The 16,564-nt window shown below is 45.5% G+C and carries 16 protein-coding genes; 5 read left to right on the top strand and 11 right to left on the bottom strand.

Annotation, left to right across the window (positions count from 1 at the left end):
* Positions 1 to 1,149, bottom strand: a complete 1,149-nt coding sequence (locus tag R7093_RS05595) for a GGDEF domain-containing protein (protein WP_025768745.1) — start codon at positions 1,147 to 1,149, stop codon at positions 1 to 3.
* A gap of 507 nt (positions 1,150 to 1,656) precedes the next feature.
* Between R7093_RS05595 and R7093_RS05590 the strand changes: the two genes are divergently transcribed.
* Entirely contained in the window at positions 1,657 to 2,997 is a 1,341-nt protein-coding gene (locus tag R7093_RS05590) for an MATE family efflux transporter (RefSeq protein ID WP_017633826.1), read from the top strand.
* Positions 2,998 to 3,094: 97 nt separating this feature from the next.
* Here R7093_RS05590 and R7093_RS05585 read toward each other — a convergent pair whose 3' ends face one another.
* The 3 genes from R7093_RS05585 to R7093_RS05575 form a co-directional block, all read right to left on the bottom strand.
* Positions 3,095 to 4,774 carry an RluA family pseudouridine synthase gene (locus tag R7093_RS05585; RefSeq protein WP_047102495.1) on the bottom strand — a complete coding sequence of 560 codons (1,680 nt, stop codon included), beginning with the start codon at positions 4,772 to 4,774 and terminating at the stop codon, positions 3,095 to 3,097.
* A gap of 117 nt (positions 4,775 to 4,891) precedes the next feature.
* Entirely contained in the window at positions 4,892 to 5,512 is a 621-nt protein-coding gene (locus R7093_RS05580; protein ID WP_047102496.1) for a DsbA family protein, read from the bottom strand.
* Complete coding sequence (locus R7093_RS05575) at positions 5,506 to 6,363, bottom strand: MBL fold metallo-hydrolase (protein WP_186585544.1); 858 nt, start codon at positions 6,361 to 6,363, stop codon at positions 5,506 to 5,508. Before R7093_RS05575 ends, R7093_RS05580 begins: the two co-directional genes overlap by 7 nt.
* A gap of 126 nt (positions 6,364 to 6,489) precedes the next feature.
* Here R7093_RS05575 and R7093_RS05570 point away from each other — a divergent pair, with 126 nt between their 5' ends.
* Entirely contained in the window at positions 6,490 to 7,377 is an 888-nt protein-coding gene (locus R7093_RS05570) for a LysR family transcriptional regulator (RefSeq protein WP_005383264.1), read from the top strand.
* A gap of 94 nt (positions 7,378 to 7,471) precedes the next feature.
* Positions 7,472 to 8,275: a Cof-type HAD-IIB family hydrolase gene (locus R7093_RS05565; protein WP_042522338.1), complete on the top strand. Its 804-nt coding sequence runs from the start codon at positions 7,472 to 7,474 to the stop codon at positions 8,273 to 8,275.
* A 108-nt stretch (positions 8,276 to 8,383) separates the two neighbouring features.
* On the opposite strand, the gene R7093_RS05560 is transcribed toward R7093_RS05565, so the two are convergent.
* The 5 genes from R7093_RS05560 to R7093_RS05540 all read right to left on the bottom strand — a co-directional run bounded on the left by R7093_RS05560 (position 8,384) and on the right by R7093_RS05540 (position 12,851).
* A complete protein-coding gene (locus R7093_RS05560) occupies positions 8,384 to 8,773 on the bottom strand; it encodes a hypothetical protein (RefSeq protein ID WP_017633832.1) in 390 nt (129 codons plus the stop codon).
* 24 nt (positions 8,774 to 8,797) lie between these two features.
* Positions 8,798 to 9,895 carry a GGDEF domain-containing protein gene (locus tag R7093_RS05555; RefSeq protein ID WP_005383270.1) on the bottom strand — a complete coding sequence of 366 codons (1,098 nt, stop codon included), beginning with the start codon at positions 9,893 to 9,895 and terminating at the stop codon, positions 8,798 to 8,800.
* Positions 9,896 to 9,900: 5 nt separating this feature from the next.
* Positions 9,901 to 10,356, bottom strand: coding sequence for a hypothetical protein (locus tag R7093_RS05550; RefSeq protein WP_005374384.1), 456 nt, complete (start codon positions 10,354 to 10,356; stop codon positions 9,901 to 9,903).
* Between the two features lie 444 nt (positions 10,357 to 10,800).
* The gene (fghA, locus tag R7093_RS05545) at positions 10,801 to 11,640 is read right to left on the bottom strand and encodes an S-formylglutathione hydrolase (protein WP_318146549.1); all 840 of its coding nucleotides are present in this window, start codon (positions 11,638 to 11,640) and stop codon (positions 10,801 to 10,803) included.
* 62 nt (positions 11,641 to 11,702) lie between these two features.
* Positions 11,703 to 12,851 carry an S-(hydroxymethyl)glutathione dehydrogenase/class III alcohol dehydrogenase gene (locus R7093_RS05540; RefSeq protein WP_017633834.1) on the bottom strand — a complete coding sequence of 383 codons (1,149 nt, stop codon included), beginning with the start codon at positions 12,849 to 12,851 and terminating at the stop codon, positions 11,703 to 11,705.
* 293 nt (positions 12,852 to 13,144) lie between these two features.
* On the opposite strand from R7093_RS05540, the gene R7093_RS05535 reads away from it, so the two are divergent.
* Both R7093_RS05535 and R7093_RS05530 read left to right on the top strand, forming a co-directional pair.
* The gene (locus R7093_RS05535; RefSeq protein ID WP_318146548.1) at positions 13,145 to 13,957 is read left to right on the top strand and encodes an arylamine N-acetyltransferase; all 813 of its coding nucleotides are present in this window, start codon (positions 13,145 to 13,147) and stop codon (positions 13,955 to 13,957) included.
* An 80-nt stretch (positions 13,958 to 14,037) separates the two neighbouring features.
* Entirely contained in the window at positions 14,038 to 14,910 is an 873-nt protein-coding gene (locus R7093_RS05530) for a LysR family transcriptional regulator (RefSeq protein ID WP_017633836.1), read from the top strand.
* A gap of 99 nt (positions 14,911 to 15,009) precedes the next feature.
* Here R7093_RS05530 and R7093_RS05525 read toward each other — a convergent pair whose 3' ends face one another.
* Positions 15,010 to 15,783 (bottom strand): siderophore-interacting protein, encoded by a 774-nt coding sequence (locus R7093_RS05525; protein ID WP_062730859.1) that lies wholly within the window; start codon positions 15,781 to 15,783, stop codon positions 15,010 to 15,012.
* Between the two features lie 178 nt (positions 15,784 to 15,961).
* A complete protein-coding gene (locus tag R7093_RS05520; RefSeq protein WP_062730858.1) occupies positions 15,962 to 16,546 on the bottom strand; it encodes a LysE family translocator in 585 nt (194 codons plus the stop codon).
* Positions 16,547 to 16,564: the final 18 nt, after the last annotated feature.

The following is a 16,564-nucleotide window of genomic DNA, read 5'->3' as shown; positions in this document are numbered from 1 at the left end:
TTAGCAAGCTTCTGGTACCGCTGGTGCATCAGATGTTGACTGTTCCTCCGTATTGCAGTGCTCATAAAAGGCGTACTGGTTTTTACCAGTATGTTTAGCTGCGTACATTGCTTTATCTGCACATCGAGTCAATTCAGACAAATCCTTTGCATCTTGCTTATAGATAGCAGCACCTACACTCATCGTTAACTCGTTAATCATATCGTAGCTTCGGTAACCTGTCGGAAACAGATTCACGATCCGTTTTAGGATGCTGTCGAGGTCATCTTTACTTTTTACATCGTAAAGCATGATTACAAACTCGTCGCCCGCAAATCGAGCGATGGAGTAGTCGTGTTTATCGGTTTTTCTGTCTTTGTTGCGAATGTTATTTTTTAATCGAGTTGCGAAGGCTTGAAGTACTTGGTCACCAATATCGTGCCCGTAGGTGTCGTTGATGTGCTTGAAGTTATCGATATCGAGAAAGACCAATGCGGTGATGCTGTCATCAGATGAGTGCTTGATTTCATCGAGCTTTGCGCGCGCCCAAGTCTCAAAGCTCCAGCGATTGGCAAGCCCAGTGAGCTGGTCAAAATATGCTAACTCCTCAATCCCCTCACGATACAGTGTTTGAATGTAATTGAGGACTTTCGTGTAGTAATACGAGAACGTGTGACACACAAACGCGGTCGCTATCAGGGTCAGCATCAATCTCCGCTCTATGATTTCTGTGGCTGTTGGCAGTCGATCTAAAAAAGCGACCCCAAAAAAGATCAGTAAAATGTAGGTGCCACTGAACAACAGACCGACCTTAAACTCATTAATTAATACCAGAGTGGCGACAATAGGATATAGCCATAACATTTTGCCTGACGGAGCGTCGTTATACAGAAGTAACAATAACCCTTCGAACATTAAGACAGCACTTAGCCATAAGTCGGCGTATTGATGGTGCCGCTGGACTTTTATTACATAACTGATTGCTAAGCATGCCAAGGCACACAAAGCATGGAAAAAGCTTAAACCCCAGTTATTCTCAAGTGATTGAGCAATAGAACCATAAGTTAAACAGGCAGCGGCGATACTGGAGCATAAAAAGACAATTTTCTTTTTTCTTGTTGAGCGGATGTCCGCCATTTCTTCTAAGCGCGCCCCAGCCAATGTCGACATTACGTATCCTTGCTTAATTAACGTGTACGCTTATTCTAGGCGGTATTTTCGCGATAAATAGAACAACAAAGTTTCCAAATGTGATATCAGTCATTTTTAGTGCAAAGCCATCAGTGTGATTTGGTGCGAGTGTTCAAAGAGGAATGGTGGCGCATGCAGGTTTTCATGACGGTTCTTCATGGCTCTATATGGTTGGACTGATAACTCAAGGTAATGTATCTAGTTGGAGATATTTCTATTGATTATCCTGATTCTGTTCGGTGCTCGTTGATTGAGAGTATTGTTCACCAATCTCTGCTCTACGTATCGTCAAGGCATATGTCGTTTCGAAAATGCATTAGAAATATTTTTCCGAAACAGGGCGAAATATTGTTGTCGTTATGACCAATATGCGACTAGAATCCGCGCTAAATCACAACCTCATATCGAGCTTCGTTCGAGTCACTATTTTTAAACTGCTTCACAAATATTGTGAGGCAGTTTTTAGTTGTAGGAAAGGTTACAAGCATGCCTAAAAGCCAAAACATCAACCAACGAATGTCCATCGTGGCATTAGCTTGGCCAATTCTTGTCGAAATTTTGCTACGGACGGCTTTAGGAACCAGTGACGTGTTCATGCTGAGTGGCTACTCAGACAAAGCCGTATCCGCTGTTGGTGTGATCACGCAGATTACCTTCTTTTTAATCATCGTTTCGACGTTTGTCAGTAGCGGTACGGGGATTTTGATTGCCCAATACAATGGCGCTGGACGCGAGCAAGAGTCAGTGAGCGTTGGTGTTGCGAGTATTGCGTTGTCTGTGCTCGTCGGTGTGCTATTGAGTGTGATTGCCGTGCTTGGTGCGATATATCTACTCCCGTATTACGGCTTGGAAGCGCAAGTTGAGCAGTACGCTCATGAATATCTGCTGATAAGTGGTGCGATGACGTTTAACGTTACGATTGGCGTTGTTTTTACAACTATTCTGCGTAGTCATGGCTATTCACGTTCCCCAATGGTGGTGAATTTGATCTCGGGTGTGTTCAACATCATTGGTAACTATATTGCGCTTTACCAGCCATTCGGTTTACCTGTGTATGGTGTGCAAGGTGTAGCAATAGCAACCGTCGTCAGCCAAGTCATCGGTACGTTAATGTTATGGTTTATTCTCGCTCGCAGTAGCATTGAACTACCAATGTCGACTATGAAACAAGTACCGGCAGAGATTTACAAAAAGATCTTAAAAATCGGCGGCATGAACGCGGGTGAGGTGCTGTCTTACAACGTGGCGCAAATCTGCATTGTATACTTTGTGGTGCAAATGGGGACGGCATCGTTGGCGGCTTTCACTTATGCGCAAAACATTGCCCGTTTCTCGTTTGCTTTCGCGCTGGCAATTGGTCAGGCTGCGCAAATTCAGACCGGTTACTACATCGGTAAAGGTTGGGTGAGTAGCATTTTAAAACGCGTACAAATCTACTTCTTAGTGGGATTTGTGGCATCAACGGCGGCAACCACACTGATTTACCTGTTTAGAGAAGAGATTCTACGCGTATTTACCGATCAACCGGAAATACTCGCATTGGCAAGTTCGTTAGTCATGGGCTCAATTTTGCTCGAAGCTGGACGTGTGTTTAACCTGATTTTTATCGCGGGGCTCAAAGGCGCGGGTGACATCAAGTTCCCAGTGCAAATGGGGATTTTGAGTATGTGGGGATTAGGCGTGCTTTTCTCTTACATCTTTGGCATCCACTTGGGTTATGGCGTTTTAGGGGCTTGGATGGCAATCGCACTCGATGAATGGGTACGTGGTATCATCATGGCAAGACGTTGGCGCTCTCAGGTGTGGACCAAGTTTAAGGTGAGCTAACGGTTTTCGGTATTGCGCATCACGCTTATTCTGTTGTTAGAAAACAAAAAAGGCACTGATAGTCAGTGCCTTTTTGTTATTTAAAATCGGGAAGACGTTAGAATTCGCACTCAGCTTTGAACACCATGCGCTCTTTGCTGTATGGATGATCCAGCTCTAGCATCTCAGCATGCAGGTGTAAGCGGTTGGCTTTTTCGCCGTATAAACCATCACCAACCATCGGCATGTTTAACCCCATGTGATGAGCACTGTGTACACGTAGTTGGTGAGTACGCCCGGTTTTCGGATACATGTATACCTTGCTGCGCCCATCTTTGACTTCAATCAGTTGCCAGTAGGTTTCTGCATGTTTCCCGTGTTCAAAACACACCAGTTGACGTGGGCGGTCGTCTGGGTCACCACGCATTGGCAGTGAAATTTCCCCTTCAGGCTCGTTTAATACGCCTTCGAGCAGTGCCATATAACGTTTTTGTACGCCGCGAGCCATAAACTGTTTTTGCAGACTTTTGTTCGCGCGCTTAGTTAAGGCAAGCACCAAAATGCCAGAGGTCGCCATGTCGAGACGATGAATCACAAACGGCCCTTCCACATCAGGGTACATCGCTTGTAGGCGCGTATAAGCAGAGTCCTTGATAGTTTTACCAGGCACTGAAAGTAAGCCCGAGGGCTTGTTGACGACGACCATAGCGTCGTCTTGGTAGATTATCTCTAGTTCTTTGTCTTCTGCCCAATTCTCCGCCAATGGATTAGGTTCGACATCCAGCCCTTGCATCATATGGCCCAAAATCGGCTGACATTTGCTGTTGCACGATGGGTAGAATTTTTTGTGTTGGCGAACTTCAGACTTTGGCGACACACCCCACCAAAATTCTGCCAGCGCCAGCGGTTTGAATCCGTGTTTAAACGCGTATTGAAGCAGTTTTGGCGCAGCACATTCCCCCGCACCTGCTGGTGGAACTGGGTTTGTGGTGTCCGCAAAAATGTCCACCAAGTCGCGTGTTTTGCCATGGTTGTTTAGAAAGCGGTATTGTTTATGCAATTTGTGCTGCAAAGCGTTGGAGAGCGTTTTGCGCTGCTCTTTCAGGTGAGCAAGTTGCTGCTCTAACTCAGCCAAGCGCGCTTCTTTGATTGCAAGCTTTTCATCCCACGCTTGCTTTAAGTATTTGAGAACGTTTTTCTCGGCGACACTTTGCTTACCCAACTCATCCAATAAGATTTTGAGGTCATCGGCATTGAGTGTTTGCTCGCCCTGTTGACGCTGTCGTTTGCGTGCGGCGCGGCCGTCAATCATCACTTGGCGCTGTGTTTGCTCTTCTTGTTGATAAGCGGCTCGGTCGGCTTGTATTTGCGCTTTAAGATCTGCCAATTCCGGATTCGCGGCACAGGTTTTGTACTCCGCATTGGCGGCGTTGATGGCATCCGTTTCTGCGCGGAAGAAACCTTCATCGGTCAGCATGTCATACACAGGAGGGACAAACCCTGGAATCAAGTTTTGGTCAGCAATTTTGCCAGAAAACGCACTTAAAAATCCGAGTTCGCCTTGAGGGTTTTCTACCAGCAATACGCCAAACATTTTGCCTCGCCCCGTTTCTTCATTAACCAAACCAAAATCGTGTTCGAAGTCGGTTTGCGCTAATAAGTGCTGTTGCAATTGCTTTGCGGCCATAACGCAAAGAGGATGCGGCGTGTAGTAGAACGGAAACGTAAACTGCGTTGGCAATTCATAGCCAGAAATATCAGCAGTAAAACGAGTAAAACAATGTTCAGGCGAGTGCATGGTGGGTATCCGCGCGAGTAAAAAATCGAGCGAGGATTGTACCTGTTTGAGTCAGGATTGCCATGTCGGTGTTGGCACTCGCTCTTGGATTAAGAACAAGAGCGAGTGGGGAAGAGCTTATTGCAGTTTTTGTAATGCAAGCTTCCACTGTGCCGGTTTGTCGTAGTAGGTCGAGTGCGGCAAGGTCAAGTACTCGCCATTTACTTCTGCAATCAGGGTTGGATAACCACCAACGTGTAACTGTCGCATCAATTGTCGGCTAGAGCGAATTCTCTCATCTAGTTCGGCTTCGCTTAACGCCATGTTTTGCTCCCACGCATCACTTGTTAAACCTAGCGATTCTGCAATGGCTTTGAGCGTCGATGCTTCATTCACTTTTAACCCGAGCTGATAATGCGCAGATTGGATGGCCTTTAGCATGTGCCATGGATTCAGCCCCATTTTCTCCGCACTCAAGATCGCTTGTGTGGGTAGATAAGAATCAAGAACAAACGCATCTTCGCTTTTCACGCGTTGCAGATATGCTTCACCAAACGTTGCTCCGGTTTCGGTTGCGATACGAGCGTCACTGTTGATGATGTGCTGACGAAATTCAGGTTCAATCGCGCGTTTCTCAATCATACCGCCGGGATGAAGCTCTACCTTAAATTGAGAGGTGTCCATCAAGGCTTCGATGAGTGGTGATGCCCCGTAGCACCAACCACACATGGGATCGAAGAAGTAATGCACGGTTACCATGACATTTCACCAGTATGCACTTTCGCACCGATTTCTAGCGCGATTGGCAATTGAGCTTCTGGGTATTTCGCAGACATGGTGTCAATGAGTTGAACGCTGTTATTGCTGTGTTTTTTCGCTTGCTGAAAATCCTGCAAGTATTGTTGCGAGTAGCGAATGGTGTCTGCGTTCAGCTTTGTGCCTGCTTTCATGTGACCAGGAATGACCACTTGAGGTTTAAGCGCAAGCATCTCGCTAAGTTGCTGCTCCCAAGCATTGATGGCGGTCTGGTCAGCGGCATCTGCCATCCACAAATGTACGTTTGAGTACACGGCTACGTTACCTAGAATCGCTTTGTTATCTGGAATCCATAGGTAAGGGCGGTGTGCTGATGTGCCATGGTTACCACGAATTTCAATCTTATGACCTTCTAGCTCCAATGATGCTTTATCGTACGCGACAGGGATCACTGGTTTTACCGGTGCGTTTGCGCCAAGCTTTGGTCCCCAGTACGCCAGCTTTCCAGCCAATTTCTCTTTAATAATTTTTTGAACCGCAGGCGTTGTGATGATCTGCGCATCAGGGAACTGTTGGTGTAAGGCCTCTGCGCCAAAGTAGTAGTCTGGGTCCGCTTGGCTGATAAAAATGGTTTTAAGCGTTTTGCCTGAGTCCAGCACTTTAGCGGCAATGCGCATCGCGTCAGCTTTGGTGAAGCCAGTGTCGATAACCATGGCGTCAGTCTCACCGTATACCAAGGTTGAGTTTACGTGGAAGCTGTTACCGTCGGCGTTGTAAACCTCAAGAGTAAGGGGAGAGGCTAGAACAGGGCTTGCCATTAAAATGGATGCAGTAATCAAAGTGAATTTTTTCATAATAAGCTCCTAAAGAATTTGGGGCCAAGCGACGATGGCTTGGGAACGGGAGCTATATTAGGAAATTGATACGCTCGGAAAAATACACAATAATGTGCATCACTATTTCTTATTTCGAGCAAATATATGGATAGAGTAACGGCAGCAAAAGTATTTGTAGATGTGGTGTATTCTGGCAGTTTTACCGCGACCGCAGAACGGTTAGACATGTCTCGGCCAATGGTAACTCGTTATGTAGAGGCGATGGAGAACTGGCTGCAAACTCGTTTGTTACACCGCACCACGCGCAAGGTGTCCCTCACCACCGCAGGGGAGCGCAGCTTGCCTCAGATTGAGCGCTGGTTAAAACAGGCCGATACATTAACGTCGAACATTGCCGCTGATGGTGAGCTGTCCGGAAAAATCCGTCTTGCGTCTAGTACTTCATTTGGATTCTCACAGTTGATCCCCGTAGTAAACAGTTTTATGCAAAAGCACCCCAAAGTGCATATCGACATAGATCTGCAAGATTCAGTGAGTGATCTAACCGAACAACGTATCGATCTGGCGATCCGAATTGCGTCAGATCCCGATCCTTCTTTGATTGGTAAGCCGATTGCGGTGTGCGAATCGGTGTTGGTAGCATCACCGCAATATTTACAAACTCACCACGCGATCGCGCATCCGCGAGATTTATCTTCACACGACTGTTTGGGATACAAAAACTTTGAGCGTCACGTGTGGCATTTGTCTCAGGGCGACCAGTTCGAATCGGTGGGAATTGAGTGTCGCCTAACCAGCAATGAGGCCACGGCGTTATTGCATGGCGCTTTACAAGGCATGGGTATTTCGATGTTGCCAACTTACTTGAGCAATATCTATCTCAAATCGGGTCAGCTTGAGTCGGTGTTGCCGGATTGGAAGCCCAATGATCTCAACATTTATGCGCTGTATTCATCACGTAAACACTTGTCTCCTGCGGTGAGAGCTTTCATCGATCACAGTGAAGATTACTTTAAACAGCACCCTTGGTGAATGCGAAAAGCGTCGTCATCCCGACTTGAGATTCATACAAGATCCTGTACCTTACATGGATATATTTTCGCAGCATCATTTAGAGTTTTCGTTAATGTCACAAGTTTGCATCAAATTTATTGCTTCCGATATGGATGGCACATTGCTTGACCAGTACGGTCGTTTGGATCCAGAGTTTTTCGATCTGTTTTTGCAACTGGAAGAGCAAGGCATTTTGTTCTCCGCTGCGTCTGGTCGTCAGTATTACAGCCTGCGAGACACGTTCGCGCCAATCAAAGACAGACTGTTGTATGTGGCTGAAAACGGCACCTTGGTGATGTACCAAGACAAAGAGCTCTACAGTTGTACCATTCCTAAAGCGGAAGTGTTGGAGATTGTGAAAGCGGCTCGTGAGATTGACGGGGCGAACATCGTATTGTGTGGCAAGCGCTCGGCGTACATCGAAACGCATGATCAGCAATCGCTGGAAGAATTTCAAAAGTACTACCACCGCTGTGAATATGTGCCGGATTTGCTTGAGGTCGAAGACGAGTTTATTAAGGTAGCAATTTGTCACTTTGACGGTTCGGAAGAGCTCCTGTTTCCGACCATGAACGCTAAGTTTGGCGCAACGCATAAAGTCGTGGTGAGTGCAAAAATCTGGCTGGATGTGATGAATGCCGAGGCCTCTAAAGGTGCGGCCATTCAGCATCTTCAAGAGACGATGAATTTTACTCCGGCAGAAACCATGACGTTTGGTGATTACCTCAATGACCTCGAAATGCTGCAAGTCAGTGAGCATTCGTACGCGGTTGCCAACGCGCACGAAGAGATTAAGAAAATTGCTCGTTATTCTGCGCCAAGCAACCAAGAGGCTGGGGTACTCAAAGTGATTAAAGAGAAAGTGTTAGCGAAGTAACGCTCATTTATTCGATGTTATTTTCTTCTTCACGTAAAAAGCCCCGCAGTGTATGCGGGGCTTTGTTTTTTTGTGTGTGTGGTGGGAGGGGGTAGTAATGTTCCCGTTTTAGCGTACGTACTTGGCGGTTGCGCTGACTAAAAAGTGTTGCAATTTCCCGTCTGATTTTGGCACCCACAAGTCGTTATGATAATGGTAAATACGGCCATTGATGGTCACAGACAAGGTATTATCACCCGTTTGCTCCATGCGAATAAACTGATCCGAAGTGACCAAAAACGGCTCTTGCTCTTCAATGCTCTGGCCCGTTGCCAATACGAAGTAGCCGAATCGGTTGCCAGCATCCGGATCGGTTGAGTAGATTCGATGTCCAACGAGGCTGTAGTCGTCGTTGAGTGCCTGCTCAAGCGTTTTTTGCCCGATGGTTTCGTGCGATGGAATAAATACCCAAGCCAACACACCTGCCGCAATGACTGCCAGTAGAAGCAGTACTTGCATGAACTTTCTCATCATATATACCGTTTAACGTTGAAATTTCATTTTGTACATGCGCTTATCCGCTATGCTGATAAGAAAGTCAACATTGTCACTGTCTTTAGGGTATTGCGCTAAGCCCATGCTTGTTGAAAGTGTTGAGACTTTATCGGAGTTTAATATTTGTGCATCAAAGACGGTATTTATCTGCTCACGTACGTTCTCTTCATTGAGATGTTCACCTTCAAGGATAACCGCGAACTCATCTCCTCCCATGCGATAAACAGTAAAATCATTGAGTGCCATAGAATTAAGCCGCCTAGCGATTTCCCGCAGTACAGTGTCGCCAACTTGGTGTCCGTGTGTGTCGTTGACTTCTTTAAAACCATTTAAATCTAGAATCCAGAGAGAAAAGGGCCTTTTTTCTTGAGTAAATTTGTTTAGGGTAATGAATAGTGCATTGCGGTTCCCTAGGTTCGTCAAAGGGTCGCTGAGCGCCAATTTTCTATGAAAATGGGATTCACGATAAAAGAAATAAGTTAGAGAGATAATCGACAAAACGAACGTCGCAAACAACATATATTGTGCTTGCATTAAGCGCTGGGTTTGACCTTTTTGTGCTTCATAAGCTTTACTGCTTAGACGGAAGTTTTGATTAACGAAGTCTATTAAGCCTAAATATAGTGTTTGAGTTGAACGATAAAATGCAGCAGCAGCTTGGCTATCACCTGTTCTAGCTTCTACTAGTTGTTTTTCTAGCTCTTTGAACTCTTCAAAAAGGTTAATGAAGTAAAGGTGCATGTTGTTCCGAGAAAAGAACTTATTGGCTTTCGTGCTACTGGTCAATAAGTCAAAGCGACTCCACGCTAACTCGTATTGAAGCTCTGCACCGTCAATATTCAATACGTTTTCATCTAACCGTCTGGCCTCGCCGACAAGTTCTGATAGTTCTTTGGAGAGTTGGAATAAAAACCAAGTCGCTTGTTTTTGTTCGTTATTAAAATTTTGTGAGAGTGAACGTGTTTGCTGTAAAAGCACGACATTCGCGAGAAGCAAAGAAACGGCAAACACCACCAGCAGCATTTTGCTGGTGGTAGAATATTGCAATATTCTTTGTTTCTTAGAATAGGGTTCTGATAACTTCATTCTTATTATTTTTCTTTTATTTCATTTACTTGCCATACCATTTGCGCATGATATTTATTGTAGTTTAGCTCTGGATAGAGATTGAGTGGATATATCACCCAGAAAGGACCTTTATTCCTGACTTTTATGTAATTCTGATCTTGTTGATAAGCCAGTATTGGTTGATATCGAAGAATATCTTGTCGGGACAATGTCGAGTGATAGTCGTTTAAGCTGCTGATATCAACCTGCTCTGGTACCTTTCCATAGACGTGTGTAAGAAGCGTGCTGAGTTTAACGCCTAAAAACTCTGACGAGGCAGGAAGCCAAGGCAATGTCATCGTGTAGCTAGTGGTAGGTAAAGCTTGGATCTCTTCCAGTTCCAGTATGACACTAGGCTGCTGGCTACTACTAAATACGATCGTATTTGCAGACAAGAATGGCGCAACAAAAAACAGACCTAGCGCGACTATCTTTTTCATCATATGCCCTTTTGAGTTTTATTCTTTTTTCTTAGCTAGGACAAAGGTGCTAGCGGTAATTTATTTATAATTATAGAGCCAACCGGATGAGATTTTATAATACGTTATGTTTCAAAAATAACTGTCGGTTTACGTCACGTCAAGGTTATTAAGTTGCTTCTTAATTAAAAGCTCAGAGTATTGGGATGATGGTAGAGTTTCGTAATGATTTCGCGGTATTTAATTGGTTTTTAGTGCAACTTTGTTTCATTTTTAATAAAGATACTGTGTCGGAAATGAGAATTTAATAAGGCGAGAAATGGACGTCGAATTTGTTCTTAAGTTACATTATTTTACATATTTAAATCATCGATATTCAGATATGTATTTGTTAGTACGTAAAGAAAATAAAGTCACCTAGTTTTGGTGACTTTATTTTTTATTTCATGAGCTTACTTAAATTAACTATGCAAACAAATATTTTGCATGGAAGTTGAGGTGCTCTTCAATAAAGCTTGAGATGAAGTAATAGCTATGGTCATAGCCTGGTTGCATTCTCAAGGTTAGGTTTGAATCGTGTATTTTTGCCGCAGCAATCAGCGCTTCCGGTCTAAGCTGCTCATTTAAGAAGCCATCAGCATCACCTTGATCAACCAAAATTGGTAATGGTGATTGTTGTTGTTTTAGAAGTTCACTTGCATCGTATTGCTTCCAGCTTTCAAGCTCCTTGCCTAAGTAAGCAGTAAAGGCTTTTTGTCCCCAAGGGCATTGCATTGGGTTACTGATTGGACTGAACGCTGAAATAGAACGGTACTGTTCTGAACTTTTCAGACCAATGGTGAGCGCTCCGTGGCCGCCCATACTGTGACCGGAAATTGACTTCACGTCAGAGACTGGGAAGTTACTTTCGATGATCGCAGGCAACTCCTCAGTCACATAGTCGTACATACAGTAATGCAGTGACCAAGGTGCTTGCGTCGCATTAAGGTAAAAGCCAGCTCCTTTTCCTAGGTCATAGCTTTCGTCGTCAGCGATACCTTCGCCTCTCGGACTTGTGTCTGGTGCAATGATCGCAATGCCAAGCTCGGCCGCCATACGAAATGCGCCCGCTTTCTGCATAAAGTTCTCATCGGTACACGTTAAACCAGAGAGCCAGTATAGCGCGGGTACGGGATTTGATTTCGTTGCGTTAGGTGGCAAGAATATCGCGAAGCGCATGGTGCAGTTTAGGGCATTGGATTCGTGTGTATATTGCTTGTGCCAACCGCCAAACACTTTGGCTTGGCTTACATTTTCAATGGTCATGAATAAACTCTCTAATTAGCAGAAGGAATTCAGGCTCCCCAAAAGGAGAGCCTGAGGCAGCATTATTGATCCATATGGATAACTGTTCGGATGCTCTTACCTTCATGCATCAGATCAAACGCTTTGTTGACGTCTGCTAATCCCATTGTGTGGGTAATGAACTCCTGTAAGCCGAATTCACCAGCCATGTAACGGTTTACGATTTCTGGAAGCTCAGAGCGACCTTTAACGCCACCGAAAGCGCTGCCACGCCATACACGACCAGTTACCAGTTGGAATGGACGAGTTGAGATCTCTTGACCTGCACCAGCAACACCAATGATGACTGACTCACCCCAACCTTTGTGACAGCACTCAAGTGCTTGGCGCATCACGTTTACGTTACCGATACATTCGAATGAGTAGTCAACACCACCGTCTGTCATTTCAACAATCACTTCTTGAATTGGCTTGTCGAATTTTTGTGGGTTGATTACGTCAGTTGCACCAAGTTGTTTCGCTAGGTCGAATTTGCTTTCGTTGATGTCTACACCGATGATGCGGCTGGCACCAGCCATGCGAGCACCGATGATTGCAGAAAGACCGATACCGCCGAGACCAAAGATTGCCACTGTGTCGCCTTTTTCAACTTTAGCTGTGTTTAATACCGCACCCATACCAGTGGTTACGCCACAACCTAGAAGACAAACTTCTTCAAGTGGTGCTTCTTTGTTTACTTTCGCTAGTGAGATTTCTGGAAGAACCGTGTACTCAGAGAAAGTAGAACAACCCATGTAGTGGAAGATAGTTTCGCCGTTGATAGAGAATCGGCTTGTGCCATCTGGCATTAGGCCTTTACCTTGCGTTTCACGAACGGCCTGACATAGGTTCGTTTTGCCAGATTTACAGAACTTACACTCACCACATTCAGCAGTGTAAAGTGGGATAACGTGGTCGCCAACTTCAACGCTTGTTACGCCTTCGCCAACCATTTCAACGATACCGCCACCTTCGTGACCAAGGATTGAAGGGAAGATACCTTCAGGATCGTCACCTGATAGTGTGAATGCGTCAGTGTGACAAACACCAGTTGCTACGATGCGTACTAGCACTTCGCCGGCTTTTGGAAGTTGTACATCAACTTCTTCCATTTTAAGCGGCTCACCTGCAGCCCAAGCGACCATTGCTTTTGATTTTATGTGAGTTTGACCAGGTTTGATTTCAAGCGACATTGGATGTTTCCTTTATATTTTCAGTATATGGAGTGACGTAATAAGCGTAGTTAAGGTTTGCTTACCGCGCTTCGTCGTTTTGTTGGTGCTCATTTTAGGTGTTTCAGTAAAAATGATAATCCGTCCATTTTGAAAATGATTTTTACATATGCGTAATAATGATAAGGTGAGCGTGTAAAAAGAGTGCGATGCCTCCTTAAAGCGGAAGGGAAATGGAAAAGGTGATTGACCTGAAGTTAGATAGAGGGGCTAAAGTAGAAAACTGTCAAACCATCAGCTAAGTAAGAGTGATTATGAATAAGACGGATCTGAGTGCCTATTTAACCAAGCTAGGCTTGCCTAGTGAATTGCCCGCCGATTTGGAGTCATTGCACAGAATTCACGTGGCGCAGCATCGTTGCCTGCCGTTTGAGAATTTTGACATCGCATTGCAGCGAGGCGTCTCTGTTGAGATTGAAGATATTATTCAAAAAACCGTGTACCACTCTCGCGGTGGTTACTGCTTTGAATTAAATGGTTTAATGCTTGATGTGCTCAACACTCTTGGGTTTGAAGCGCGAAGTTTGCTAGGGCGTGTACATGTGTCTGGTACACCAACAGGTCGTAGTCATCAAATCACGTTAGTGACGTTAGAGGAACAAACATGGATTGTCGATGTGGGTTTTGGCTCCAATACCCCTCGAGCGCCATTGCCATTTATCCTTGACCAAGTGATTCAGACGGATTTACAAACCTTCCGTTTTGTCAAAGATGCTCAGTTTGGTTATTTCCTCCAAGTGCTTTCAACCGATGGAACGGACACGTGGAACAATCTATACAGCTTTGACCTAGAGTTTGTGTTTGCTGGTGACATTGCATGTAGCAACTTCTTTACCTCGACTTCGCCTAATTCACGTTTTACTAGCGCAAGAGTCGCTACTAGAGCGACAGAAAGTGGGTTGGTGACGTTGTTTAACTACACACTCAGATGCACCAATCATGAAGAGCTAACAGAAATAGAGCTAGAGCTAGAGCCAGGTCAAGCCTACCTGGATGCGTTGAAAGAATATTTTGGTATTGAGCTTGATGCGCAATACGACGAACTTCGTCCGTTACCTGACGCGTAAAGTTTTCCCGTTTTCAAAGCGTAGCTCGACGAGAACAATGTAATCACTATTTGTCTAGAAGAGGTCGACAGGAATACAGCATGGCGAATTGGGAAGGAGTCAGCGAGTTTGTTGCCGTAGCGGAAACTAACAGCTTTACAGCTGCCGCGGCTAAACTGAAAACGTCAGTGGCACAAATCAGTCGCCGCGTATCGGCACTTGAAGAGCGTCTTGCGGTTAAGTTACTGCATCGCACGACGCGAAAAGTTTCTCTGTCTGAAGCTGGACAGCTTTATTATCAGCAGTGCAAACACTTGGTCGAAGGGCTAGAACTAGCTGAGCTTGCTGTAACGCAAATGCAAACCGAACCGCGAGGTTTGCTGCGTGTGACAGCGCCTGTGACCTATGGGGAAATGAACCTCGCACCGCTCTTGCATCAGTTTTTGGAGAAGTACCCGCGTGTGGACCTCGATTTAGTTCTGACCAATCAAAAACTGGATTTGATAGAGCAAGGGGTAGACGTGGCGATTCGTCTTGGCCGCCTGCAAGATTCCAGCATGATCGCAAAGCGTCTTTCGTCGCGTCAAAATTACGTGTGTGCTAGCCCTATGTATTTGGAGCGATTTGGCGAGCCTCACACATTATCCGAACTGGCTCGACATCAGTGCCTAGTTGGTTCGGTCGATTATTGGCATTTTAAGGAAAATAAACGCGATAAGTCTTTGCGCGTATCGGGGAGAATTAAATGCAATAGTGGTTTTGCGCTAATGGGCGCCGCAAAACGTGGTTTGGGTTTAGTGCAGTTGCCGGACTATTACGTTCAAGAAGCTCTAGATAACGGTGAGCTAGTCGAGGTGCTGACCGATTACCGAGACGACCGTGAAGGCATTTGGGCACTGTATCCACAAAGCCGAAATTTATCGCCCAAAGTGAGGTTGTTAATCGACTTTTTAGCGCAGGAACTAGCGGATTAGAGTTTTCATGAACTTTAATACAACTGAAGTCGCTAAAACGCCCGGTGATGCCGGGCGTTTTTATTAGGATGAGAGCTGGAATCGAAAAGACATGAATCACTATTGGTTGGATTCCGCGTCTTCACGTTTAATCACTTTGTGCCCATCTTCAGACACGCCTTGCTTCCAATAGCTGCTGATGTAGATATTCTCGCGATCGACTTCTTTTTCGTTGCGGAAATATTGGCGCAGCGCACGCATTGAATCGAACTCACACGCACACCATACCGAAGCGTTACCATCTAACCACTCGAGTTCGCGAACGCTATCAGCCAAGGTTTGCTGTTCAGTTAGCCAAATCAACTCCATGCCTGCTGGCGCGTGTAGGGGTTGAATGTCGGCTGGAGACATCACGCTGATCACAGCGTAGCCTTTGGCCTCTTCTGGCAGCGTGCGAATTTTCGCAGAAAGTGCTGGAAGTGCCGTCATATCGGCAGCCATGAAGAACCAATCCGCCTCAGTATTTAAGTTGGAGATGCTACCCGGCCCTACGATGCTTATCGTGTCGCCTTTTTGCGCGGCCATTGCCCAACGCGCTGCAAATCCGCATTGCAGATCTTGCGTTACGTGTCGGACGAAATCCACTTCGATTGAACTGGTTTCTGGATGAAAGCGTCGGATAGTGTAGGTGCGCATGATTGGTCGGTCGTCTTCTGGCAGGATGCTCAGATCCGCGCCGCCCATATCGTTAAACAGTAATTTGATGTAACTGCCTTCGCAGTCACGAGGAAAGTGGCTCAGCGCCTCACCTTGCAAGGTAATGCGCTGCATGTTTGGAGTGATGGTTTCTGTGTCTGTGACAACAAGCGTTTTAGGTTGAGGCTTCTTTTTCATTGTTACTTTACTCGATAATTATTCTCTTTCTCATTTAAAGATTATCAAGTTCCCTAACAAGAGGGTAGCGTCTTTAAACAAATTTACACTGTGAATTAACGCCAAAGCCTCAAGCAAAATGCAGTATCTGTCCTTTCCCAATTACGTAAAGTGAGTCGTTTTTTAACCCAAAATAGACTTATATCATTGGAATCGTAGACAAAAGCAACAGCGCAGCCATGCTGTAGTTGAACCCCTTAACGCGTTTATCGGTGGTCAACCAACGCTGCAATTGCATACCTGCCGCCGTCCAAAATGTTACCGATGGCAAGTTAGCTAAGCAGAAGATACCGGCGATAAAAGTCAGTTCGAGCCATGCACCGCCACTGCTGTATACCGTAATGGCCGTCAACGCCATCGACCAACCTTTTGGGTTCACCCATTGGAATGCGACAGCCCCTAAAAAAGACATTGGGCGAAAATCGTGTTTTGCTTCGGTTTTGTCGCTGGTGGCGATTTTGTACGTCAAGTACAGCAAATAACTCAAGCTCAACACTTTCAAAATGGAGTGTGTAATTGGATATGCGTGGAACAGGCTCATCAAGCCAATGCCCACCAAAATTAGCATGGCACCAAAGCCAAAGGTAATGCCCAACATATGTGGGATAGTGCGTTTAAAGCCGACATTTGCCCCTGAGGTCATCAACATAATGTTATTGGGACCCGGCGTAAAAGTGGAGACAAAAGCGAACAACGCCAAAGCGCCCAGTTGATGATATTCCATAGATTGTTCCTTGAATCA

The organism is Vibrio sp. 1580, assembly GCF_033340055.1.
Note: the sequence above shows the minus strand (reverse complement) of the source record. Positions and strands in the feature narration are given on the sequence as shown.